We start from the raw sequence: 22898 nt of genomic DNA on the forward strand, positions 1-22898 counted from the left end.
CAACCGCCTGTCGCCAACGACACGTAGTAGTCCCCAGCAGGCCACCCCGACTGCACTTCCGCAGGCGTGGGACATGTCCCGCGAGGCGACTACTACGTGTCCTTCCCGACGCATCTTCCGAAGAACAGGACGTATACGCCTGCTCGGACGCCTGGCTGGTGGCCGTTGAGCGCGACGACGGCGTTCGGCACGGATATACGTCCTGTCGGTCGGAGGATCATTGGCCCTTGGCCCTGCCCTGGAAACGCTCGCCGCCGGCGCCCATCCGATCGACGTCCACCAACCCCTCGCCAGCGGTCACCGACCATGTGATCCACCTAGCCACCAACTCCGGTATCCATCTGGCTTGTCGGTAACAACATGTAGTAGTACCCAGTCACCCGCCGACGGCTCTTCCCCAGGCGCCAGGCATGTCCCGCAAGGTGACTACTACGTGTCCTTCCCGACGCATCTTCCGAAGAACAGGACGTATACGCCTGCTCGAACGCCCGGCCGGTGGCCGTTGAGCGCGGCGACGGCGTTCGGTGCGGGTATACGTCCTGTCGGTCGGGGGATCATCGGCGCTTGGCGAGGGCGTCGAAGAATGCCGCCCGGGCAACCGACATGCTCGCCGCCGGCGCTCATCCGATCGACGCTCACCAATCCCTCGCCGCGGTCACCGACCAAGTAGTCCGCCTGGCCACCGACTGCGGCATCTGCCTGCGTGGGTCGGGTTAGGTGGTCATTTGGTCGAACATGGTTTTTACGTCGCCGGAGTTGGGGGTGGCTAGGAGGGTGGGGGTGCCGCTGGTGGTTCGGCGGGAGGTTTCGGCGAAGACGTAGCCGAGGTTGGCGTTGATGCGGTCTTTGAGCCAGGGGCCGCCGCTGGCGCCGCCGTTCATGCTGCAGGTGAGGGCTGCGTCGGTTGAGCCCCAGGCGTAGGTGTTGCCGTCGCAGTAGTAGGGGACCTGGCCGTTGTACGGCGGTTCGGCGGGCCAGCCCCAGATTCGGGTGTTGGCTTGGGCTCGGCCGTTGCCCCAGACGAGGCCGTTGCCGCCTACTGCGTCGACGACGTTGACGTTGTTGCGCTTCTGGAGGGTGATGAAGGCCTGGTCGTGGCTGAAGTCGCTGTTGTTGATCCACGAGTTGAACGTGCGGGCGTTGCTCCAGTTGTAGGAGCCGTAGCCGGAGTTGCCGTTGTAGTAGGCGGGGGCGAAGACGAAGTTGCCGTGCCAGCCGCCGCCGGCGCCGCTGTGGACACAGTGGCCGGCGGTGATGATCAGGTTCTTGTAGTTGTTGTTGATCGTCGACGCCGAGCAGACGTAGTTGGCGCTGCCGATGGTGAAGAACAGCTTGCCGGCGGTGCTCGGGACCGGGTCGGCCATCGTGCTGTTGCCCTTGGGTGCGACCGGGTGCGACGCGATACCGCTGGTGTTGTTCACCGCCTTGCCCTGGGTGCCTTTGGCGTTGGGCGGCAGGTCGTACGGAATGGCGTTGGCCATCTTCTCGGCGGTCCAGTAGTTGGTCTTGGCCTGCGGCGGCGCCTGGATCGAGGTGGTCCCGGCCGCGGGGGCGGCGGCCGGGGTGCTGGGTGGCGCGGCGACCGCGGTGGCCACCGCGCAGGAGCTGATCAGCACACCGGCGACGAACAGCCGCACGAATCTGGGCATGGCGTTGCGCATGAAGTGACTCCTCTATCGGGGCGGAAACAGAGTCCGATCGGTCACGGTTCTCACCGGGCCGATCACGCCCAGTACAAGGGAAGCGCTCTCATAATTCAACGGCTGAAGCGTGAACCATTGTGAGATCTGACATCATCGGGGGCATGTTCCAGAATCAGCAGATCCCGTCGGTCGTGGTGGCCGAGCTCGATGACGCGCTGCTCGCGGAGGCGTTCGTCCTGGACGTGCGCGAGCCGGACGAGTGGGCGCGCGGACACATCGAGGGCGCCACGCACATCCCGCTCGGTGACCTGCAGCAGCGGGTCGGCGAGGTGCCGAACGACCAGAAGGTCCTCTGCGTCTGCGCGGTCGGCGGCCGGTCCGGGATGGCCACCCAGTTCCTGAACTCGGTCGGCCGCGAGGCGATCAACCTCGACGGCGGGATGCACGCCTGGCAGACCCAGGGCAAACCGGTCAGCACCGACTGATCATCTGCTGTTAGGGAAGAAAAGCTTCCGCTTGTTCACCGGTGACGTTACTTTGTCACCGGTGTTCTAACCGTGGAGGCTGCTGTGCCGATCGTCCGTCCCGCCTGTACTGCGCTCGCTGTCGCCGGATTGTTCGCCGGTGTCGCACTAACCCCAGCGCACGCCGATTCGGCTCCCGCACCCGGAGCCGGGCTAGCCGGCGACGGCGTGGTCGCGAGCCGCGACGACAGCCCGGTCGCCCCCGGTGTCACCTACACCTCGTTCGAGCGGCTCGATCCGCGCGGGTGGTTGCGCGGCGACCTGCTCACGACCGACCTCGACAAGCACGGTGTGACGGTCGACTACGTCAACACCGGCAAGGTCTCCGGCGGCGCCCCGCTGAGTCAGCAACTCGCCCGCAAGGGCGCGATCGCCGGGGTCAACGGCGACTTCTTCGACATCAACGACACGACCGCGCCCCTCGGTGTCGGCGTCGAGCAGGGCGGCCGGCTGATCAATGCGCCCGCCGCAGGGCACAACGACAGCGCGGTGATCGGCAAGGACGGCCTCGGCCAAATCGCGCAGCTCTTCCTGCAAGGGACCGCGACCGACGACGACGCGGTGAAGCTCGCGGTGACCAACCTGAACTCCCCGTCCGTCAACTCCGGCGGCATCGGCCTCTACACCCCCGAATGGGGTGACGTGGCCCGGACCCGAACCGTCGACGGACTGCCGACCGTGCGCGAGGTCATCCTGCGCGACAAAGTGGTCGTCTCGTCGACGACGACGCCGGGGACAACCCCGTTGGCGGCCAATGAGCAGGCGCTGATTGGTCGCGAGGCCGGCGCGGACGCGCTCACCGCCTTCGAGGTCGGCGACAAGGTCGACGTGGAGTACGGACTGCGGCCGGATGCGTCGAAGGTCGCCGTCGCGGTCAGCGGGAACGTGCAGCTGGCGAAGGACGGTTCGGTACCGGCCGACGTACCGGATGCGGACCTGGCGCCGCGGACCGCGATCGGGTTCGATGCCGACGGGAGCCGGATGATCCTGCTCACCGTCGACGGCCGGGCCACTGGATCGCGCGGCCTGTCGCTGAAGGAGATGGGCCAGCTGATGATCGGCCTAGGCGCCGACGATGCGCTGAACCTCGACGGCGGCGGGTCCTCGACCATGCTCGCCCGCACCCCGGGCAAAGCCTCACCATCCGTCGTGAACGATCCATCCGACGGCGGCGAGCGACTGGTTCCGAACGGCCTAGGCCTGGTCCCCGTGAAGGGTTCCGGCCGACTCAAGGGCTTCCGCATCGAAGCAGCCGGTACGGCGGCCGCCGACGTGGACGCCGATCTGTCCCGCAGCTCCCGCGTCCTCAGCGGCCTGAGCCGAGTGCTCACCGCAACCGGCCATGACGAAACCTACGCGCCCGCGACCGGTACGCCGTACTGGTTCGGCGGGAACGCGGTGCGCGTCGACCAGCATGGTGTCGTGACTGGCCGACGAGCCGGGGATGCCGTGGTCAGCGCGGTCCGCGGGACGGCGAACGGGAGGTTCCCGATGACAGTGCTGGGTACGCCGGTCCGATTGGCGCCGTCGAGTCGCCAGGTGTCGCTCGCCGACTCCGCAGCCAAGGGCTTCTTCGAGATCGACGGGTACGACGCCGACGGGTTCTCGACCTGGATCGAACCGCGGGACGTGAAACTGACCTATGACCCGGCCGTCCTGAATGTGGTTGCCAAGGGCAATGGATTCGAAGTGAATGCCCTGAGCAACGAAGCGACGTCGGCCGTGGTCACCGCGACAGTCGGCAAACTGAGCACGCAACTGAGTGTGACGGCCGGGCTCGCGAGCACAGTCGTGGACGAGCTCGACGACGTGACCAAGTGGGCGGCCAACGCCGTACCGGCTGGTGCTGCGACGGCATCGCGGTCGGCCGCGGAAGGCCACGACGGCGGGCAGGCGATCGCCCTCGACTACTCGCTCACCGGCAGTACGGCGACCCGAGCGGCGTACCTGGCACAGACCCCGCAGCAGACGTTGCCCGGCCAGCCGCAGAAGCTCGGAGCCTGGGTGTACGGCGACGGCAAGGGCGCGTGGTTGCGAGCCAACGCGTACGACGGCGCCGGTGGTTCGGCGCAGACGGTGAACCTCGCGGCCTCGGTGGACTGGGTCGGCTGGAAGTACGTCGAGGCGAGTATCCCGGCCGGACTGACGATGCCGCTGCGGTTCTGGCGGATCTACGTGGTCGAGACGGTGCCGACGCGGCAGTACGCCGGCCGGATCGTCATCGACGACCTGACCGTCCGCAGCGCGCCCTCGGTGACGCTGACGCCACCGGCCAAGGTGGTCGACCCGATGGTGGTCACCGACGGGACCGCCACGGGCGGCGGGCGCTGGCGGTTTGCGGTGATGTCGGATGCGCAGTTCACCGCCGACGACCCGAACTCCGACTACGTGAAGCAGGCCCGCCGCACGATCCGCGAGGCGCTCGCGCAACACCCGGACTTCCTGGTGATCAACGGCGACTTCGTCGACCGGGCGTTCGGGCCCGACATCGCGCTGGCCAAGCAGATCCTCGACGAGGAGGTCGGCGGGAAGGTGCCGGTGCACTACGTGCCGGGCAACCACGAGAGCTACGGGCCCGGCGACCTATCCGAGTGGACGAAGGTCTTCGGAGCGCCGACCAGCACATTCGACCACAAGGGCACGAGATTCGTACTGCGTGATTCGTCGCTCGGCTCACTGCGAGCCGGTGGATTCGCGCAGATCCTGGACCTGCGCGCGCAGCTGGACGACGCCGCGCGCAACAAGGCGATCCGGAACGTCGTCGTGATGGCACACCACCCGATCAACGACCCCTCACCGACGCAGAACTCGCAGCTCGGCGACCGCAAGGAAGCCGCCCTGATCGTCAAGTGGCTGGCCGACTTCCGCGCCAGCACCGGCAAGGGCGCCGCCTACATGGCCGCCCACGCCGGCACCTTCGCCGCCACGCGCACCGACGGCGTTCTGCTCCCGCTCACCGGCAACTCCGGCAAGAGCCCGGCCGCCGCGCCGGATGCCGGCGGCTTCACCGGCTGGGCGCTGGTTGGCGTCGGCGACAAGCGGGACTGGCTCAAGCTGGAATTCCGCCCGCACGTCGACACCGTCGAACTCGCTGCCCCGACAACGCTGCGCCGCGGCGACACCGCCCCGGCCGCCGCGACCGTCGTACAGGATGGTCGCCGGGTCCCGGTCAGCTTCCCGGTCTCGGCCGACTGGCAGGGCTCAACCCACCTGTACGTCGGCCCCGCCGCGACCGCTCCCTTCTGGGCAGTGGCGTCGTACGACCCGGCCAGTGGTCAGCTGACTGCCCTCCGCCCCGGCCAGGCTCAACTGACTGTCACTGTCAATGGTGTCAGCACCTCAGCAACAGTGAAGGTCACCTGGTAGCCGCGCGGACGTCGGGTCCCGAGGCTTGGAGGTATGACGGAGACTCGGTGGACGCCGCGGTTGCAGGTGCTCGTGGGGGTGTGCTCGATCGTGTTCACGATCGGTACCGCGCTGCAGAACTTCTGGATCGTCAACCACGAGACCCTGGTCCGGATGATGGTGCTGGCCGGTCGCAGTGAGGCTGACGCGGAGGCGGGTGCGCCGGGGTTCCTCATCGGGTTCCGGATCGTCGGCTGCCTCTACATCCTCGGGAACGCGGCCGGTGTCCTTGCCCTGCGCAAGCAGAAGCAGACCTGGCTGTTCTGGCTGGTGCTCGCGGTCAACCTGACCCAGGCGGTTGGTGTGTTCGCGGTACCGCCGGAGATGTTCGAGGCCTCGACCGACCGGCTCGGCCCGGTGGGAGCTCTGCCGTCCCTCGTCACGGATGGCGGCGCTGCGGTGCTGACACTGGTGCTGTTGGGCTTCCTGATCAGCTCCCGGAGGCCGTGGGCTCAGCGTCGAGTAGCGTCTGCCGCGTGACTCATGTGACTGTTCCGCGGCCCCTGCAGGTTGGTGACCGGATTGCGGTGGTGGCGCCGTCCGGGGCGATTCGGGCGGAGCGGCTCGAGATCGGGACCGAGTACCTCAAGGAGTGGGGACTCGAGGTCGAGGTGATGCCGTCGGTGCTGGCGGGACATGAGCGCTTCGCGTATCTGGCGGCGGAGGACAAGGCGCGAGCTACGGACTTCCGGGACGCCTGGCTGGACGACCGGTTCGCCGCGGTCTTCTGCGGTCGCGGCGGGTACGGCGTGCAGCGGATGCTCGACGCGGTCGACTTCGACGAGCTGGCCGCCGTACCCAAGTGGTTCGTCGGCTTCAGCGACATCACCGCACTGCATGAGCCACTCAACGCCCGTGGTCTCGTCACCATCCACGGCCCGATGGCGGCAGCTGTCGAACAACTGGGCGTGGCAGAGGGACGCTCCCGCCTGCACGACCTGCTGTTCGAGCCCAACCGGGTCACCGACCTGCTGGCACCACGCGGTGCGCGCACTCTGGTCGGAGGTGTCGCGGAAGGCGTGCTGCGCGGCGGCAATCTCGCACTGCTCGCCACCAGCATCGGTACGCCGACCTACGCGGCACCGTCCGGTGTCGTCGTACTGGAGGACGTCAGTGAGCAGGGTTATCGCATCGACCGGATGCTCACGCAGCTCCTGCGGGCCGGGTGGTTCGATCAGGTGACCGGAATCGTGGTCGGCGATTTCAGCGAGTCCGACGACCAGGGGCTCGCGGCCGACGTCGTACGGGAGCGTCTTGAGCCACTCGGGCTGCCGATGGTGGAGGGTGCTGGTGTCGGACACGAGGACCTGAACCTCGCCGTACCGCTTGGGCTGCCGGTCCGACTGGACGCGACAGCCGCCACACTCACTCCACTGTGGCCAGGTGCTGGCGCAGGAAGCTGAAGGCCCGCGGGTAGGCGTCCAGCTTGTTGTTCAGCTTGGCCAGCCCGTGCCCCTCGTCCGGGTACACGGCCAGCTCGCACGGCACCCCACGCTGCTCCAGCGCCGCAGTGATCTGCTCGGCCTCGGACAGCGGCACCCGCGGGTCGTTGGCCCCGTGGATGACGAACAGCGGTGCCCGGATGTCGTCGACCCGGCTGAGCGGGCTGGCGGTCTCCAGGAACTCCCGGTCCGTCGCGAGGTAGCCGTACTCCCGCTCGCGGGTCGCACGGCGGTAGCTGGACGTGTTCTCCAGGAAGGTCACCAGCGAGGCGATTCCGACGATGTCCACGCCGGCCGCCCACAGCTCCGGCTGGAACGCGAGACCGGCCAGCACCATGTAGCCGCCGTACGAGCCGCCCCACAGCACCGCTTGGCTCTGGTCGGCCCCGATCGTCGGCAGCCAGGCGTGGATCGCGGCCAGGTCCTTCACTGAGTCCAGGCGCAGTTGGCGGTCGTCCAGCGAGTACCAGCGCTTGCCGTACGTCGCTGAGCCGCGCACGTTCGGCACGATCACCGTGTGACCCTCCGCGGCCAAGGAGGCGATCACCGGGTGCCAGATGCGCATCGCTGCGCCTTCGGGCCCGCCGTGGATGTGCAGCACGGTCGAGCCCAGATCCGGTCCGGTGGGCCGGAAGACGAAGACCGGCACCTGCTCACCGTCGAACGACGGCACCCGCAGGCTCTCCGGCATGGTCAGCTTCGGCACCTCAGGCATGTCCGGAGCCGGTACGGCGATCGTTTCGCCACTGGCCGGGACATACCGGTACACCGTCGGCGGTGTGGTCGGGGAGCTGTAGGTGAACGCGGCGAACGAGCCGTCCGGCGACCAGACCGGGTCCGGCGTGCCCATGGCCAGCGCTGCACAGCCACCGGGCGGCAGATCTAGCCGGGCGAGCTCAGAACCGTCGGACAGCCGATGCGTCGCGAGGCGCACCTCGCCGTCGTCAACCACGGCGACCAGCAGCTGCTCACCGTCCGGCGACAGCCACGAGGCCAGGTCGTGCGCATCGTCGACCAGTACGTCGCTCCAGGTCGCAGTACTCAGGTCGTAGCGGCGCAGGGCCTTCCGATCGCGGTCGGCATCGCTGGAGACCACGATGGCCGAGGAGTCCGGCAGCCAGGACACCTGGCCCTGGTCGTTCAGTGCGTCGGCCGGAGTGAGCTCGGTGACCGCTTGAGTCGCGGTCTCGACCAGGAGGAGCTGCATGGAGTTCGCCGGGGCGCTCGCGACGCACAGCACGACCCACTGGTCGTCGGGCGAGGCGCTGACGCCCATGACCCAGCCGCCGCCGTCGTACAGCGTTGTGTCGGCACTTGTGGCCAGGTCGCGGGCGATGAGGTCGAAGTCGACCCCGTTCCGCCGGTTGGTGGTGTAGAGCACCCGGCCGGGCTTCGCCGCGACGAGGTGGTGCAGGTAGTCGAGGTCGTGCACGAGCGGGGTCATCGTCGGCAACCCGGGCTCGTCGAGGTCGAGGATCGAGAGCTGACCGCGCTCGTTGCCGCCGCTGTCGTGCTCGACGATCACCGAGCGGCTGCCCGGGACGAACTGCGCGTGCCGGCAGGTGTCACCGAGATCGGTGAGTGCGCGCCAGCTGCCGTCCGGGGTGATCTCGCTGACCTGGCGGACGCCGGTCCCGTCGTACAGGACGAGCATCCCACCCTCGTCGTTCACATCGAGAGCCATCGACGAGGGGATCGAGAACAGCGTAGTCAGCACAACTTCATCCTCACACGCGATGTGCAGCAAGTGGCAGACGTCGCGCCTGCCACTTGCTGCAATCAATTAGCGCTCGCCGTGCCAGGAGTGCCACAGCGCGGCATAGGGGCCCTGGGCATCGACCAGTTCGTCGTGACCGCCCAGCTCCACAATCTTGCCGTCTTCCACCACCGCGATCACGTCCGCATCGTGCGCCGTGTGCAAGCGGTGCGCGATCGCCACCACGGTCCTGCCCTCGAGGACACCGGCCAGCGACCGCTCCAGGTGCCGAGCGGCCCGCGGGTCCATCAACGAGGTCGCCTCGTCCAGGACCAGCGTGTGCGGGTCGGCCAGCACCAGCCGGGCCAGTGCGACCTGCTGGGCCTGTGCCGGCGTCAGTGTGACGCCGCCAGAGCCCACCTCGGTGTCCAGCCCGTCGTCGAAGCCGGCCACCCAGCCGTCGGCGTCCACCGAGCGCAGCGCAGCCCACAGCTCCGCATCTGGCGCGGCCGGCCGGGCCAGCCGCAGGTTGTCGCGGACACTGCCCACGAACACGTGGTGCTCCTGGTTGACCAGCGCAACGTGACTACGGACCTGCTCGGCAGACATCCTGTCGAGGGCAGCACCACCCAGGGTGATGTCACCGACCCGCGGCGAGTAGATACCGGCCAGCAGCCGACCCAGCGTCGACTTCCCAGCACCGGACGGGCCCACCAGCGCGACCCGTGCTCCGGGCTGGACGGTCAGCGTGACGCCGTGCAGCACATCGCGGCCTTCCAGGTAGCCAAACCTGACCTCGTCGGCCAGCACGGTGCGGCCCTCCGGCTCGCGCTCCTCACCGGACTGCTCGGTCTCGACCTCGCGCACCCCGACCAGCCGGGCGAGCGACACCTGCGCCACCTGGAGTTCGTCGTACCAGCGGATCATCATGTTGACCGGCTCGACCAGCATCTGGATGTACAGCGCGCTCGTGGTGAGCGCACCGACGGTGATCCAGCCCTGCAACGCGAATCCGCCACCGATCACCAGCACCGCAGCCAGTGCGACCGTGTGCGTCATGTTGATCACCGGGAACAGAATCATCCGCAGATACAGCGTGTACTTCTCCCAGGCGACCCACTGACCGATCCGGGTGTCGCCCAGACCGATCCGGCGAGCGCCGAGCCGGTGCGACTCGACCGTCCGGCCGGCGTCCACGGTCTCGGCCAACGCCGAGGCGACTGCTGCATACCCGGCCGCCTCCGAGCGGTAGCTCTGGGGCGCGCGGCGGAAGTACCACCGGCCGCCGATGATCAGGATCGGTGCCGCGATCACCACTGCCACCGCGAGCGGTGGTGCGGTGACGATCAGTGCGCCAATCAGCAGGCCGGCCCAGAGCACGGCGATGGTCAGCTGCGGTACGGCGTCCCGCATGGCATGCGAGAGCCGGTCGATGTCGGTGGTGATCCGGGACAGCAGGTCACCGGTACCGGCGCGCTCCAGCACACCAGGCGGCAGGCCGACAGCCCGAACCAGGAAGTCCTCGCGCAGATCCGCGAGCATCTCCTCACCGAGCACCGCACCGCGCAGTCTGGTCAACCGGACGAACACCGTCTGGACCAGCAGCGCGATGGTGAAGCCCAGCACCACATAGGGCAGGTCGACGTCCTTCTGCCCCTGGGACAGCTTCTCCACCACGTTGCCGAGCAGCCAGGGCCCGACCATGCCGCTCAGCGCCGCCACTGCGTTCACCAGGGTCAACCACCCGAACGCCCGGCGGTGCCTGCGGAACAGCGTCTTCACATAAGCGCGCACAGTTGCGCTGCTTGCCACCGGCAGCCGGACCACTTCCTGTGGGGCTGCCGGGTCGTACAGAGGGGGCTTCACACCGACTCCTCGAGAGTTGGCTCTTCTTCACGGGTGACGACCGCGCGGTACCGCGGATTGGTGCGCACCAGCTCGTGGTGCGTGCCGACGGCATCGACGTGCCCTTCCGGCACGAACACCACCCGCTCCGCGCGGTCCAGCATCAGCGGGCTGGACGTGAACACCACAGTGGTCCGTCCAGCGCGCAGCAGTCGCAGTCCATCGGCGATCCGGGCCTCGGTGTGCGCGTCGACCGCACTGGTCGGCTCATCGAGCACCAGCACCTGCGGATCGACGTACAGCGAGCGGGCGAGTGCGACGCGCTGCCGCTGCCCACCGGACAGTGAACGGCCGCGCTCGGTCAGCATCGCCTGCATCGCGTCCGTCTCACCAGCAGGCAGGGTCTGCCGCAGTACGTCGAGGATGTCGGCGCACTGTGCAGCCTCCAGCGCTGTCTCCGGAGAGACCGCACCACTGGCCGGTACGTCGAACAGCTCGCGCACCGTGCCTGACAGCAGCACCGGGTCCTTGTCCTGCACCAATGCGACCGTGCGCGCCGAATCCAGCGGCAGGTCGTCCAGGCCGACACCACCCAGCTGCACCGAAGCCTCGTCCGGCTCGGCTGTCGGGCTGTGCCCACCGAGACGGTCGGCCAGCAGACCACCCGCATCCGGATCGCCCGACACCACTGCGGTGAACGAGCCGGCCGGGACCAGCAGCCCCGATACAGGGTCGTACAGGTCGCCCTCGGGCAGCTGGGCGTCCGCCGTACCCATGGTGTCGTCGGTGCGGCGCAGCGACAGCACGCGGGCAGCCCGCTTGGCCGACACCTTCGAGAAGATGAACGCGCTCGCGGTCTCCTCGAACGTGTGCAGCGGCACCAGCAGGAAGGTGATGAACCCGTACGTCGTGACGAGCTCACCGACCGTGATCCGGCCGGCCGCGACCATCCGCACGCCCATCCAGACGATCAGCACCAGGAACAGGCCGAACATCAGCACCTGCAGAGCGGCGATCAGCGACCACATCCGCGCGCTGCGGACCGCGCTGGCGCGGTACTCCTGCGAGGCCGAGCGGTAGCGGTCCAGGAACAGCTGCTCACCGCCGATACCGCGCAGCACGCGCAGACCGGCCACGGTGTCCGCGGCCAGCTCGGTGGCGCGACCACCCTTGGCGCGCTGCGCATCGGCACGCCGCTCGGCCGGGCCCATCAGCGGCACGATCGAGAACGCCAGCACCGGAACGGCGATGGCCACCACCAGGCCGAGCTGCGGCTCGTAGAACAGCAGACCGATCACCACGGCGAACGAGGTCAGCAGCGCAGCGGTGAATCGGCCGAGCACCTCGACGAACCAGCCGATCTTCTCGACGTCGCCGCTGCTCACCGCCACCACCTCGCCGGCCGCAATCCGCCGGGTGAGCAGCGAGCCCAGCTCCGACGCCTTGCGGAACAGCAGTTGCTGCAGGCGCGACGCCGTACAGATCCAGTTGGAGACCACGGCACGGTGGAAGAACGAGTCCGCTCCGGCTTTGGCCGCGCCGAAGGCGAGCAGCAGCACCCCGGACAGGATCAGCTTCGGCCACGAGCGGTCGATTACCGCCTGCACGGCCAGGCCGACCGCGATCGGAGCGGCGGCGATCCCGCCGAAGTAGACCAAGCCCCAGAAGACGGCGATCGCTTGACCGCGGAGCTGCTGGTGCTCGAGCCAGAGAATGAGTCGGAGACCGGACCGGGTGTCTGGCACACCTGGGTCGGCAAACGGAATGAGGCGCAAAGACATGACGTCCCACAGACGAAGGCATAGAGGGGTAAGGAAGGCACCTGACCAGGCGAATAGAACAAGCGTAGGTGGGGCCTCCGACAGTCCGTCAAACTCTTTTCCCACGCCTTGTCGGGGCCGGAGTACATTCAGGAGCAATGGATGAGGTGCTGAGTCGCAGACGCCGGCTGCTGGTGCTCGGGATCTGTTGTTCCAGCCTGTTCATCGTGGGCCTCGACTCGACGATCGTGAACCTGGCGCTGCCGGCGATCCGGTCCGAGCTGGGCGCGTCGGTGACCGAGCTGCAGTGGACGATCGACGCCTACACGCTGGTGCTGGCCAGCCTGTTGATGGTCTCCGGGTCCACTGCGGACCGGGTCGGGCGGCGGCGGACGTTCCAGGCCGGTCTGGTGCTGTTCGGCATCGGGTCGTTGCTGTGTGGAGTCGCGCCGACGGTCGAGCTGCTGATCGTGTTCCGGATGCTGCAGGCGATCGGTGGCTCGATGCTGAACCCGGTGGCGATGTCGATCATCACCAACACGTTCACCGATCCGCGTGAGCGTGCGCAGGCGATCGGGGTCTGGGGCGGTGTCGTCGGCCTCAGCATGGCGGTCGGCCCGGTGGTGGGCGGTGCACTGGTCGACACCGTGGGCTGGCGGTTCATTTTCTGGATGAACGTGCCGGTGACGCTACTGGCCGTCGTACTGGCTGCACTGTTCGTGCCGGAGTCGCGGTCGCTGGTACCGCGGCGGATCGATCCGGTGGGGCAGGTGCTGGTCGTCCTGCTGCTCGGTGGGCTGATCTACGCGATCATCGAGGGCCGTGCGGCCGGGTGGACCTCGCCGCTGATCCTGGGGTGTTTCGGGCTCGCGGTGGTGGCTCTGGTGACGCTGGTGCTCTATGAGCAGCGCAGGGAGCAACCGCTGCTGGAACCACGGTTCTTCCGCAGTGCGCCGTTCTCTGGAGCCACTCTGATCGCAGTAGCGGGTTTTGCTGCGCTCTCGGGGTTTCTGTTCCTCAACTCGCTGTATCTGCAGTCGGTGCGTGGGTACTCCGCTTTGCACGCCGGGCTGCTGACTCTGCCGATGGCTGCGATGACGGTGGTCTTCGCGCCGATCTCAGGCTGGCTGGTCGGGCACCGCGGGCCGCGGCTGCCGCTGGTGGTGGCCGGGACGATGCTGGCCGCGTCCGGGCTGATCCTGTCCCGCTTGACTGGGTCGACAACCGTTGTGGTGCTGGCGATTGGGTATCTGGTCTTCGGCATCGGTTTCGGGATGCTGAACGCGCCGATCACCAATGCAGCCGTCTCGGGCATGCCACGAGCGCAGGCGGGCGTTGCGGCGGCGGTTGCGTCGACGAGCCGTCAGGTGGGTGCGTCGCTTGGTGTTGCGATCGCGGGCACGGTTCTGTCGGCACGACTCGTCGGACCGCTCGAGAGCGGGTTCGTGCCGGCCGCCCGGCTGTACTGGTACCTGATCGTCGGTTGCGGCCTGCTGGTGCTCACACTCGGTCTGATCACCACAGGTGCCTGGGCTCGCCGTACTGCGGCCGCCCTCAAGCTTCCGTGATGCCGGCCCGGCCGAGTGCCTTCAGTCGACCCCGCAGGATCTTCTGCCGCCGCTCCTCATCCGGGAACAGATCGATGTACGCCGTCCCGCGCGCCGCGAGCAGGTCGTCGTCCAACCGCCGTACCGTGCCGGCCGGGAACCGGTGCGTCATCGCAGCCTGTACGGCGAAGCTGTCGATGCCGGTGAGCAGCTCGGTGAGCTCCTCCTCGGTCGTGACGCCCATCCGGGCCAGGATGCCCAGGATCCACGCATAGTGGTTCGTCTTGGCGTGCGGCGCGTCCGGGTAGCGACGGGTCAGGTACGTCGTCAGGATCGGCGTGTTGAGGTCACGCGGCGACTTGCCCGGTGCAGCGGCCGCCAGCTCCCGGTAGAGCCGGTCGATCTCGGTGAACTCGTTGTCGGCCAACTCCATCAACGCAGCCGCCAGCAGGAACCGCCGGTCGAACTCCGGCTTCCGGTCCGGCGGGATGTCCAGCTTGTACCGGATGTCATGCTCGAACTCGGCCCACGCATGCTGAACCGCGGTCCGGACCTGAATCTCCATCGTCAGGTTCTTCAGTACGGCGTACTCCGGCAACTCCCGCCGATGCGCGTTCAGCCGAACCAGATAGTGCTTGCTGGCATACCCGAACACCCCCTGCGCGCGAGTGTGCGCCCCCATGTCGGTGTGCTCGACGATCTCGAACTCCTCCTCGATCACCTCACACACCCGTTCCACCGCCTCCACCAGGAACGTGATCACCCGAGCCGCCACCAGGTCGGTGATCTGCTCCAGCGGGTCGTCGTACTTCGGTCGGTTCGGATCATCCGGATGCGGCTTCGCCGCCTTCGCCAGGAACGACTCCGGGTCCTTGGCCCGAGCGGTCGCAGTCAGGTAGTTGATGCCCTCTTCCTCACCGATCAACTCGTTGATCAGCGACTCGAGCTTCCGCGCACCCCCGACGTACTGCTGGTGCACCCGCTCATACAACGCCGCGGCCTGCTCAGCCCACTCCACCCGCCCAACCATGCGGGAACGATAGTGCTCTTCGGGTCGCTGCGGGTGTCTATCGCTTTCTACTGTTTTCCCTAGAGAGCTGTAGAGAGCGTGATCGCGACACGCTCTGGTTGTTGATTGGTCAATCTACGGAAAACGCTAGACGGCCTCATACAGTGACAGCATGGATCCGATCCGGAATCCCTATGCGCCCGGCGCCGGTCAGCGGCCGCCTGAGCTGGCCGGACGCGACATCGAGGTGCGGCAGTTCGAGGTGGTGCTCGAGCGGGTCGCGGCAGGCAGGCCGGAGCGGAGTCTGGTGCTGAGTGGACTCCGTGGGGTCGGCAAGACGGTGCTGCTCAATACGCTGCGCAGTCAGGCGATCAAACGGGCCTGGGGTACGGGGAAGATCGAGGCTCGTCCTGATCAGAGCATCCGGCTGCCGATTGCGCAGGCTCTGCACACCGCGATGCGTGAGCTGGGGCACCGGCACCGGGACGACGATCGGGTCGACCAGTTCAGCGCCGTACTGAAGGCGTTCGCGCTGCGGACCGATGTGCACGACCGCAAGGGCATCCGCTGGCACCCGCCGGTGGATGTGGCTGCGGCGAAGGGCCGGGCGGACTCCGGTGACCTGGAGATGGACCTGATCGAGCTGTTCACCGATGCGGCCGATCTGGCCGGTGACCTGTCGGTCGGGGTCGGACTGTTCATCGACGAGATGCAGGACATCAGTGCCGACGACCTGTCCGCGCTGTGCGCCGCCTGCCACGAGATCTCGCAGCAGAGCGCACCCATGGTGGTAGTCGGCGCCGGCCTGCCGCACCTGCCCGCCGTACTGTCCGCCAGCAAGTCCTACTCCGAGCGCCTCTTCCGCTACGTCCGCGTCGACCGCCTAGCTCGCGAAGCCTGCGACCGCGCCCTGATGATCCCCGCCGAGAGCGAAGGCGTGCAGTACGACGCCGAGGCCCTCGACGAGCTCTACGCCCAGACCGACGGCTACCCGTACTTCGTCCAAGCCTTCGCCCATGCCACCTGGGACCACGCCCCCACCTCTCCCATCACCATCAAAGACGTAGCCGTAGCCGGCCCCGAAGCCTCAGCCGAACTAACCGTCGGCTTCTTCGGCTCCCGCTACGAACGAGCCACCCCCGCCGAACGCGAGTACATGCGCGCCATGGCCGAACTAGGCATAGCCGCCGACGACGGCTCCGTCCCCACCGCCGAAGTAGCCACCACCCTCAACCGCAAACCCCAGTCCCTCTCCCCAGCCCGAGACGGCCTCATCAAGAAAGGCCTCGTCTTCTCCGCCGAACGCGGCACCGTAGCCTTCACCGTCCCCCACTTCGGCAAGTTCCTCCGCACCCGCACCGCCTGATATCTCCCCACGCCCGCTACGCAGTCGCTCCTTCGTCGCGCCGGCTACGCGCGCTCCCACCCACCCGTCAGCCCCTTCCGGGCTACCGCCCGGGCCCGCGAGCTGCCGCTCGCCTTCGACAACCGCGGGGAGGTCGAGTCGCGGACCGACCGCGTTGACGGGTGAGGCGGTCAACCCAACCGGCGGTGGAGCGTCGGCAAGGACATGAGGTGGTGGCCTGGTGAGCGCCATCCGCCTCTCGCCCTCGCCTGAGACGAGCGCGCTCATGTCCTAAGCACCGAGGAACGGGCTCCACCGGGTGTCAGGTAGGGGCGAAGACGCGGATGTCGACTCGGTCCGCTGCCGGGGCGAGGATGTGGTGGATGAGTGGCTCCACCTCGGTCCAGTCGAGCCCGCCGTACCCGCAGCCGAGCGGTGGGATGGCGATGGACTCGAGGCGCAGCTCGTCGATCACGCGGAGGAGGTCGACCAGGCCGGACTCGACGTCGGCCAGCTTCGAGGTCGAGCGCCAGTGCTGCTTCGTCGGGAAGTTGACGATGACGCGAGGTGGAGTCGGGGATCCGGTCGCCCAGACGTGCATTCGCCCGAGCTGGACCTCGTTGCGTTGGCAGGCGGCTCGGTAGTCACGGAACATGTCCGGCCAGCTGCGTTTGAACTGCAACGCGATGCCCTTGCCCATGACGCCAACCGTGTTGACGGCGTTGACCAGCGCATCGGCATCGTCACCCAGTAGGTCGCCGCCAACTGTTCTCAGCACCTGCCAAGACCTATCAGCCCGCACCGACATTCCTACCTGCCCTTTTGTGCAGAGGGTGGGAGTCTGTAGGGTCAATCGGCATGACCACCCGGCGGACTGGCCAGCGTGCTGGGTTGTCTGCGCGTGGACGGCACAGCCGGAAGAAGTCTCATCGGGTGCAGTGGTTCTCGGTGACGGCGTTGGCGGTGCTGGGGACTGTGATGGTGGTGCATCCGGATGCGACTGGGCGGCGGAGTTTGGCTGCTGAGGTTGTTGCCGGGGCATCTACTCCGGTTGCGCAGCCGGAGGTGGTGGTGCCTACTCCGGTGGTGGTGACGACTCCTACACCTTCGGTGCATCTGACGACGCCGTTGCGGCCGGCACCTACGTTGACTCGGCAGCCTAAGGGCGCGAAGCCCAACGTCACCGTGTCGAGTGGGAAGCTGAGTGTCGTGCCGGGGTCGGACAAGGCGACCGGGGTGCGGGACAAGCTGACTTACCGGGTGGAGATCGAGCAGGGGTTGTCGGTGAACCCGGCGGCGGTCGCGGCGAGTATTCACAAGACGCTGACTGATCCGCGTGGGTGGCAGGCGGTGCATCCGGTCAGTTTCGAGCGGACGGACTCGGAGAACGTGGATCTGCGGATCATCGTGGCCACGCCGACGCTGACCGACAAGTTGTGTCTGCCGCTCGACACCGGTGGTGAGGTGTCGTGCCGGGTCGAGGACCGGGTCGTGCTGAACGCCAAGCGGTGGATGTATGCAGTGCCGGCGTACGGCGGGGATGTCGCGCTGTACCGCAACTATCTGGTCAATCACGAGGTCGGGCACGCGCTTGGGCACGGGCACTCGACCTGTGGGCAGCCGAAGACTCCGGCGCCGGTGATGATGCAGCAGACCAAGGGGCTCGGTGGCTGCCGGCCGAACGCGTGGCCGACGATCAAGGCCACCTGACCCGTCCCGTGAGAAGCTGAGTCCCCAGGGAGGGAGCAGCGATGTCGTCACAGGACTTCCCGACGTACGGACGTGAGCCGGAGCGTCCGGACCAGGAACAACCCGCCGAGGAGCAGCACATCGCTCCGCCCACACCGTACGGCGGCGGCACGTACGCCGGCGGTGGTCAGCCACTGCCGCCCGTCCCGTATGCACCTGCGCAGCCCTACGGCTCCCAACCAGGTCAGTACGGCGGTCCGCCCACCGACCCGACTCAGCCGCCGAGCTACCGTCCAGGACACCCGTACGGCGCTCCCGTGGATCCGCATCCCGAGGCCTTCCCGACGTACGGGCGTAAGGAGCCATTCGCCGGCCGTGATCCGCGCGCGGCCAAGGTGGTGCTGTTCGCCACTGTGATCGCGGCTGTCTACGGACTGATGGTGGCGACGGTCCAGCGGGTCTCGATCCGGGAGATCACCCAGGCGCCGGGCTCACCGCTCAACCACCCGCTGCGCACCGACGTGATCGACGCGCTCGGCCAGCTCCTGATCGTCCTGGTGGGTGCCGCAGCTCTCGTCCTGTGGGCGAGAGACGTGCTGGCGCGCCGCAAGGCCGCCCGCCAGCCCGAGGCCGTTGAGATCGTGGGAGGCGTGCTGGTCGGCGTCTCGCTGATCCCCCTGTTCATCTGGGCCGGCATGGTGCTCTCAACCGGCCTGGGCGCCGTCGACGAGACGCTGGAGCGGCTACCGACGGCGTACGCGTGGGGTGGGTTCGGTCTGCTGATTCTGGCGGCCGGACTGTTCCTCGGCTATCGCGAGCTCAAGCCGGACCTCGACACCGTGGTTCGGGCCGCACCCGGCCGACCACCCTGGGAGTGAGCGCTCCCGTAGTCCTCGTCCCGGGCCTCGGCCTCGGGCCGGAGTCGTACGCACCAACCGTCGAGCACCTCTCAATGCCGTACCGGGTGGTCACACTGCCCGGGTACGGCGAACCTGCCGACAACCGCGATGACCTGCACCCCGAGGCCCTCGCCGCCCGCCTCGAGCAGCAGGTCCGGGAGCGGTCGGTCCTCGTCGGGCACTCGGCCGGCGCGCAGATCGTGGTCGAGCTGGCGGTCGCCCACCCGGAGCTGGTGCACGCACTGGTCCTGATCGCTCCGAGCGGTGACACGAAGTCCGCGGGCTGGCTCGACCTGGGCATGCGCTGGCTGGAGTCGGCCGCACCGGAGTCACCCCGGCTGATCCCGGTCCTGGCACCGCAATACGCCCGTACGACGTTCTCTACGATCGCCAGGGCGGCTGCGGCCTGCCGACGGCACGATCTGGCCGGTGTGATCACCAGAGTCCAGTCGCCGGTCGTGATCATCCGCTGCCGCCATGACCATCTGTCACCAGCCGACTGGGCCGACCGCCTGGCCGCTCTGAGCCACGGTGAGTCGCGGACGCTGTCCACCGGGTCCCACATGCCGGTGCTGACCAACGGCCCGGAGGTGGCCGCGCTCATCCACCGAGCAGCCGCCGCGCGGCCGGCGGACTGAGGCGTTATCGTTGACGCGGTAGCAAAACCTTTGCGGGAGCTCGCACCGAATGCGGGCTGAGAGGGCGACTAGGGTCGCCGACCGCCTGAACCTGACCGGGTAATGCCGGCGTAGGGATCGCAATGACTGATACAGCAGTTCGTCCTGCCAATGCAGAAGCACCGCTCGTCCTCACCACGGATGCGCCGAGGACGCTGGGGTTCCTCGACCAGTTCACGCTCTGGGGCAACCTCGGCATCTCGCTGTTCGGCCCGGTCACCGGTGCGCTCGTCGCGGCGTACACAGGCTCGCTGTGGCAGGGCCTGCTCGCCGTGGTCGTCGGGTGCGGCATCGGCGCGCTCGTGCTCGGTGGCTCGGCCGTCTTCGGTTCGCACACCGGCGCACCGGCCATGGCCAGTCTGCGCGGCCTGTTCGGCCGTCGCGGATCGATGGCCCCGACGGTACTGAACATCGCGCAGAACATCGGTTGGGCGACGATGGAGATCATCGTGATCTCGCAGGCCGCGGTCGCGGTGACGAGTGAGCGCTGGCGCTGGCTGTTCGTCGTACTGGCCGGGATCATCGCCACGACCATGGCGGTCCGGCCCTTGGGCAGCGTGAAAATCCTGCGCAAGTTCATGGTCTGGCTGGTGTTGATTGCCTCGGTCTACCTATTCATCCAGGTGCTGAGCAAGCCGGTGCAGTCGTTGCCGCAGGACAGTGTGTTCGGCTTCTGGCCGGCCGTCGACCTGGCCGCCGCCGGTGTCGTCTCGTTCGCGCCGCTGGCCGCCGACTACACCCGGCACTCCCGCACCAACAAGGCGGCCTTCGGTGGTTCGGCCCTCGGCTACGGCCTGGCCGCGATCCTGTACTACGCCTTGGGTGTCTTCGCGGTCGCGACTCTGCAGACCGACAGCGAAGGTGTCATCACCGCGCTCGTCACCTTGCCGGCCGGTGCGATCGCGTTGTTCGTGCTGCTGGTGGACGAGGTCGACGAGGCCTATGCGAACGTCTACTCGACCACGATGGCCGCGCACAACCTGATCGGTCACGTCGATCGCCGGTGGATCTCGATCGCGATCGGCGTCCTCGCCACCGGTCTCGCGCTATTGGTTGACCTGGGCAACTACACGCAGTTCCTCTATCTGATCGGCTCGGTCTTCATCCCGCTGTTCGCGGTCGCGATCGCCGATTTCTTCCTGGTGAGCAAGATGAACTGGGACGTCTCCGGTACGGCGAAGTTCCGCTGGCAGCCCGCGGTCGCGTGGCTGATCGGGTTCGTCGCCTACCAGCTCGTGAATCCGGGCACGGTCGCCGAGTGGTCGCCGTTCTGGGAAGGTGTCCAAGGCAAGCTCTTCGGTGGGCAGGCCGTGCCGGGCTGGTTGGGTGCGACCTACACCAGCATCATCGTCTCGATACTCGCCGCAGTTCTCCTCGGCAAAATCGGTCGCGGCCGGATCGTGACCCGCGAACCGGTGGACAACTGACCTGCGGCACGCGGGATACTTGCGCCCATGCTCAACTCCGCACTGCGCAGCCGGGCCGAGTACGCCGAGCTCGGCGTCGATGGTCTGGCTGCGCGGACCTCGCCCGAGCGGGACGCAGACATCGTGAAGGCCGTCGAGGAACTGCTCGACGGCCGGGAATCGGTTCTTGATCTGTGCTGTGGCTACGGCCGGATCTCGCTCCCGCTGGCGCGCGCCGGGAAGACGGTGCGCGGCCTCGACATCTCGCCGAACCTGGTCGAGGCCGGCCGGATCCAGGCGAACGAGGAGGAGCTGGCGATCGACTGGGCGATCGGGTCGATGACCGATCTGCCGTACGCGTGGGACTCGTTCGACGCGGTGATCTGCCTGTGGACCGCGTTCCACGAACTGTTCGCCGAGGACGAGCAGATCTCGACGATCTGCGAGATCTCCCGGGTGCTGAAGCCGGGCGGGATCGCGATCATCGAGGGCCCGTCCTGGGGACCCGCGACCGCCGGTGAGATCGCGCTGGGGATGCGGCAGGGCCCGGAACACCGGATCGTCACCACCGAGCACGCCGACGGCCTGAGCAGCGTGCACTACATCCACGACGACATCAGCTACGGCCGCCTCTGCGCCGCCGCGGGGATCGACAACTACAAGGTCTACAAGCGCGAGTGGGGCGGGCGGCGTCGGCTGATCCTCGAGATCCACGCCTGACCCCGAAAGAACTGAACCCCGAAAGAATAGGAGCAGATCCCCACTCCACATTGGGGACCTGCTCCTGAATACAGCAACGATAAAACCATTCCTGCGGCTACGCGGAAATGATTCTTTTCTTTTCAAGATTCAACAGGTAGCGCTTGGCCTCGAGGCCGCCCGCGTACCCGGTGAGCGCGCCGCTCGCCCCGATCACCCGGTGGCACGGCAGCAGGACACACACGGGATTCGCGCCCAGCGCCGTACCGACGGCTCGGGCTGCCTTGGGTCGATCGATCTCCCCGGCGAGCTCGCCGTACGTCTTGGTGTGTCCGTAACTGGTGTGTTCACGAAGGTCCGCGAGAACCAATTGCTGGAACGGCGTCGCGAGCACGAGATCAACCTGCACGGTGAATTCGTCGCGTTTCCCAATCAGGTATTCGTCCAGCTCCCGCCGTACGGCGTCCAGTGCGCGCGGCTGGCGGAGAACTCGCGGCGACACGGCGCGGGCGAGTCGCCCGGTCATCGTCTCCTCGTCACCGAATGAGCTCGCCACCACCCGACCGTGCGCGACCGCCAGCAGCATCGTGCCGATCGGGGTGCCGTGCAGGGTGTAGGCGACGTCGGCGTCCGGGAGGACGGGTGGTTTCAACTCAGGTGTGCTGAACCGGGTGAGCCGGTCTTCGAGTCCGTTCATGTCTCAACTCCGAGGGTACGGCGCAGTGTCGCGAGAGCGTCGCTGACAAGGCGGCGCGAGGCTGCGGGGGTGGTGTCCAGGGCGGCGGCCACACCGTGGTGGTCCAGGTCGCCGACGTACTTGAGCGTGATCGCGTACCGCTGCCGCTCGGGCAGCCCGTTGACCGCCTGCCACAGCTCGGGATCCGGCCAGTCGGCGGCGTCCGGGCCGTCGACCGCGATCGTCGGTGCGTCGTCGAGCGGCCGTTGCGGCCGGCGGGCCCGGTGAACGTCGGTCGCGCACCGGGCGGTGATGGTGAGCAGCCAGCTGCGCAGGTTCTTCGCCGAGGTCAGTCCCGGATAGGCCGCGAACGCCTTCTCCCACGCGCGTTGCGCCACGTCGTCGCCGTCCACAGGCCCGGCCAAGGCGCGCGCCAGGCGGGCCACGTCCCGCCAGTGCGCGTCCACGAGCGCCTGGAACGGCGGCAGTGCGACAGTCACCATGCCCATTAAACGCAGTCGCGGCCGGATGTGTGAGGGGACCCGTCGCGAGACAGTTGTCCCGCATGGTGGGATTGTCCAGTTCTCCAGTAGACATTGATGCGAAGATTGCTGACATGACGACGACCTTGCTGAC

General features: G+C 67.8%; 20 protein-coding genes and 1 riboswitch. Of the genes, 12 read left to right on the forward strand and 8 right to left on the reverse strand.

Annotated elements, in window-relative coordinates; genetic code table 11:
* Nucleotides 1-564 precede the first annotated feature (564 nt).
* A complete protein-coding gene (locus tag ACFTSF_RS01215; protein WP_380151905.1) occupies nt 565-717 on the forward strand; it encodes a hypothetical protein in 153 nt (50 codons plus the stop codon).
* On the opposite strand, the gene ACFTSF_RS01220 is transcribed toward ACFTSF_RS01215, so the two are convergent.
* A complete protein-coding gene (locus ACFTSF_RS01220) occupies nt 714-1661 on the reverse strand; it encodes a trypsin-like serine peptidase (protein ID WP_380151906.1) in 948 nt (315 codons plus the stop codon). The two genes, ACFTSF_RS01215 and ACFTSF_RS01220, sit on opposite strands and share 4 nt — an antisense overlap.
* Before the next feature lie 143 nt (nt 1662-1804).
* Here ACFTSF_RS01220 and ACFTSF_RS01225 point away from each other — a divergent pair, with 143 nt between their 5' ends.
* The 4 genes from ACFTSF_RS01225 (at nt 1805) to ACFTSF_RS01240 (ending at nt 6975) form a co-directional block, all read left to right on the forward strand.
* Nucleotides 1805-2128: a rhodanese-like domain-containing protein gene (locus tag ACFTSF_RS01225; protein ID WP_344161228.1), complete on the forward strand. Its 324-nt coding sequence runs from the start codon at nt 1805-1807 to the stop codon at nt 2126-2128.
* Nucleotides 2129-2212: 84 nt separating this feature from the next.
* On the forward strand, nt 2213-5533 hold the full coding sequence (locus ACFTSF_RS01230; protein WP_380151907.1) for a phosphodiester glycosidase family protein: 3321 nt from the start codon (nt 2213-2215) through the stop codon (nt 5531-5533).
* 33 nt (nt 5534-5566) lie between these two features.
* Complete coding sequence (locus ACFTSF_RS01235; RefSeq protein WP_380151908.1) at nt 5567-6052, forward strand: hypothetical protein; 486 nt, start codon at nt 5567-5569, stop codon at nt 6050-6052.
* On the forward strand, nt 6049-6975 hold the full coding sequence (locus tag ACFTSF_RS01240) for an LD-carboxypeptidase (protein ID WP_380151909.1): 927 nt from the start codon (nt 6049-6051) through the stop codon (nt 6973-6975). Before ACFTSF_RS01235 ends, ACFTSF_RS01240 begins: the two co-directional genes overlap by 4 nt.
* On the opposite strand, the gene ACFTSF_RS01245 is transcribed toward ACFTSF_RS01240, so the two are convergent.
* From ACFTSF_RS01245 to ACFTSF_RS01255, 3 genes are all read right to left on the reverse strand, one after another.
* Nucleotides 6938-8731: a S9 family peptidase gene (locus ACFTSF_RS01245; protein ID WP_380151910.1), complete on the reverse strand. Its 1794-nt coding sequence runs from the start codon at nt 8729-8731 to the stop codon at nt 6938-6940. The genes ACFTSF_RS01240 and ACFTSF_RS01245 overlap by 38 nt on opposite strands.
* A gap of 66 nt (nt 8732-8797) precedes the next feature.
* Entirely contained in the window at nt 8798-10576 is a 1779-nt protein-coding gene (locus ACFTSF_RS01250) for an ABC transporter ATP-binding protein (RefSeq protein WP_380151911.1), read from the reverse strand.
* Nucleotides 10573-12336, reverse strand: coding sequence for an ABC transporter ATP-binding protein (locus ACFTSF_RS01255; RefSeq protein ID WP_380151912.1), 1764 nt, complete (start codon nt 12334-12336; stop codon nt 10573-10575). The genes ACFTSF_RS01250 and ACFTSF_RS01255 overlap by 4 nt, the downstream gene beginning before the upstream one ends.
* A 137-nt stretch (nt 12337-12473) precedes the next feature.
* Here ACFTSF_RS01255 and ACFTSF_RS01260 point away from each other — a divergent pair, with 137 nt between their 5' ends.
* Nucleotides 12474-13883 (forward strand): MFS transporter, encoded by a 1410-nt coding sequence (locus ACFTSF_RS01260; protein ID WP_344161247.1) that lies wholly within the window; start codon nt 12474-12476, stop codon nt 13881-13883.
* Here the strand turns inward: ACFTSF_RS01260 and ACFTSF_RS01265 are convergent.
* Nucleotides 13870-14892, reverse strand: coding sequence for a GTP pyrophosphokinase family protein (locus tag ACFTSF_RS01265; protein ID WP_380151913.1), 1023 nt, complete (start codon nt 14890-14892; stop codon nt 13870-13872). The two genes, ACFTSF_RS01260 and ACFTSF_RS01265, sit on opposite strands and share 14 nt — an antisense overlap.
* A 151-nt stretch (nt 14893-15043) precedes the next feature.
* On the opposite strand from ACFTSF_RS01265, the gene ACFTSF_RS01270 reads away from it, so the two are divergent.
* On the forward strand, nt 15044-16237 hold the full coding sequence (locus tag ACFTSF_RS01270) for an ATP-binding protein (RefSeq protein ID WP_344161253.1): 1194 nt from the start codon (nt 15044-15046) through the stop codon (nt 16235-16237).
* 301 nt (nt 16238-16538) lie between these two features.
* Here the strand turns inward: ACFTSF_RS01270 and ACFTSF_RS01275 are convergent, their stop codons facing one another.
* Entirely contained in the window at nt 16539-16994 is a 456-nt protein-coding gene (locus tag ACFTSF_RS01275; protein WP_380151914.1) for a macro domain-containing protein, read from the reverse strand.
* An 80-nt stretch (nt 16995-17074) separates the two neighbouring features.
* Here ACFTSF_RS01275 and ACFTSF_RS01280 point away from each other — a divergent pair, with 80 nt between their 5' ends.
* The 5 genes from ACFTSF_RS01280 to ACFTSF_RS01300 all read left to right on the forward strand — a co-directional run bounded on the left by ACFTSF_RS01280 (nt 17075) and on the right by ACFTSF_RS01300 (nt 21607).
* On the forward strand, nt 17075-17926 hold the full coding sequence (locus tag ACFTSF_RS01280; protein WP_380151915.1) for a DUF3152 domain-containing protein: 852 nt from the start codon (nt 17075-17077) through the stop codon (nt 17924-17926).
* Between the two features lie 41 nt (nt 17927-17967).
* Entirely contained in the window at nt 17968-18783 is an 816-nt protein-coding gene (locus ACFTSF_RS01285; RefSeq protein ID WP_380151916.1) for a hypothetical protein, read from the forward strand.
* The gene (locus ACFTSF_RS01290; protein ID WP_344161261.1) at nt 18780-19442 is read left to right on the forward strand and encodes an alpha/beta hydrolase; all 663 of its coding nucleotides are present in this window, start codon (nt 18780-18782) and stop codon (nt 19440-19442) included. Before ACFTSF_RS01285 ends, ACFTSF_RS01290 begins: the two co-directional genes overlap by 4 nt.
* A gap of 22 nt (nt 19443-19464) precedes the next feature.
* Nucleotides 19465-19576: riboswitch (TPP riboswitch) on the forward strand.
* Entirely contained in the window at nt 19565-20908 is a 1344-nt protein-coding gene (locus tag ACFTSF_RS01295) for a purine-cytosine permease family protein (RefSeq protein ID WP_380151917.1), read from the forward strand. It overlaps the preceding riboswitch by 12 nt.
* A 27-nt stretch (nt 20909-20935) precedes the next feature.
* Nucleotides 20936-21607, forward strand: coding sequence for a methyltransferase domain-containing protein (locus tag ACFTSF_RS01300; protein WP_344161266.1), 672 nt, complete (start codon nt 20936-20938; stop codon nt 21605-21607).
* 97 nt (nt 21608-21704) lie between these two features.
* Here the strand turns inward: ACFTSF_RS01300 and ACFTSF_RS01305 are convergent, their stop codons facing one another.
* Together ACFTSF_RS01305 and ACFTSF_RS01310 are read right to left on the reverse strand one after the other, a co-directional pair.
* Nucleotides 21705-22283 carry a methylated-DNA--[protein]-cysteine S-methyltransferase gene (locus ACFTSF_RS01305; protein WP_380151918.1) on the reverse strand — a complete coding sequence of 193 codons (579 nt, stop codon included), beginning with the start codon at nt 22281-22283 and terminating at the stop codon, nt 21705-21707.
* Complete coding sequence (locus ACFTSF_RS01310) at nt 22280-22762, reverse strand: sigma-70 family RNA polymerase sigma factor (protein ID WP_344161271.1); 483 nt, start codon at nt 22760-22762, stop codon at nt 22280-22282. Before ACFTSF_RS01310 ends, ACFTSF_RS01305 begins: the two co-directional genes overlap by 4 nt.
* Nucleotides 22763-22898: the final 136 nt, after the last annotated feature.

This window comes from Kribbella sp. NPDC056951, assembly GCF_042674205.1.
Classification (GTDB): domain Bacteria; phylum Actinomycetota; class Actinomycetes; order Propionibacteriales; family Kribbellaceae; genus Kribbella; species Kribbella yunnanensis.

Excerpts from the sequence above, each read along its gene's own strand:
- ACFTSF_RS01220 (WP_380151906.1), bottom strand. The coding sequence starts at position 1,661 with ATGCGCAACGCCATGCCCAGATTCGTGCGGCTGTTCGTCGCCGGTGTG.
- ACFTSF_RS01225 (WP_344161228.1), top strand. The coding sequence starts at position 1,805 with ATGTTCCAGAATCAGCAGATCCCGTCGGTCGTGGTGGCCGAGCTCGAT.
- ACFTSF_RS01235 (WP_380151908.1), top strand. The coding sequence starts at position 5,567 with ATGACGGAGACTCGGTGGACGCCGCGGTTGCAGGTGCTCGTGGGGGTG.
- ACFTSF_RS01255 (WP_380151912.1), bottom strand. The coding sequence starts at position 12,336 with ATGTCTTTGCGCCTCATTCCGTTTGCCGACCCAGGTGTGCCAGACACC.
- ACFTSF_RS01260 (WP_344161247.1), top strand. The coding sequence starts at position 12,474 with ATGGATGAGGTGCTGAGTCGCAGACGCCGGCTGCTGGTGCTCGGGATC.
- ACFTSF_RS01265 (WP_380151913.1), bottom strand. The coding sequence starts at position 14,892 with ATGGTTGGGCGGGTGGAGTGGGCTGAGCAGGCCGCGGCGTTGTATGAG.
- ACFTSF_RS01270 (WP_344161253.1), top strand. The coding sequence starts at position 15,044 with ATGGATCCGATCCGGAATCCCTATGCGCCCGGCGCCGGTCAGCGGCCG.
- ACFTSF_RS01280 (WP_380151915.1), top strand. The coding sequence starts at position 17,075 with ATGACCACCCGGCGGACTGGCCAGCGTGCTGGGTTGTCTGCGCGTGGA.
- ACFTSF_RS01285 (WP_380151916.1), top strand. The coding sequence starts at position 17,968 with ATGTCGTCACAGGACTTCCCGACGTACGGACGTGAGCCGGAGCGTCCG.
- ACFTSF_RS01295 (WP_380151917.1), top strand. The coding sequence starts at position 19,565 with ATGACTGATACAGCAGTTCGTCCTGCCAATGCAGAAGCACCGCTCGTC.
- ACFTSF_RS01300 (WP_344161266.1), top strand. The coding sequence starts at position 20,936 with ATGCTCAACTCCGCACTGCGCAGCCGGGCCGAGTACGCCGAGCTCGGC.
- ACFTSF_RS01305 (WP_380151918.1), bottom strand. The coding sequence starts at position 22,283 with ATGAACGGACTCGAAGACCGGCTCACCCGGTTCAGCACACCTGAGTTG.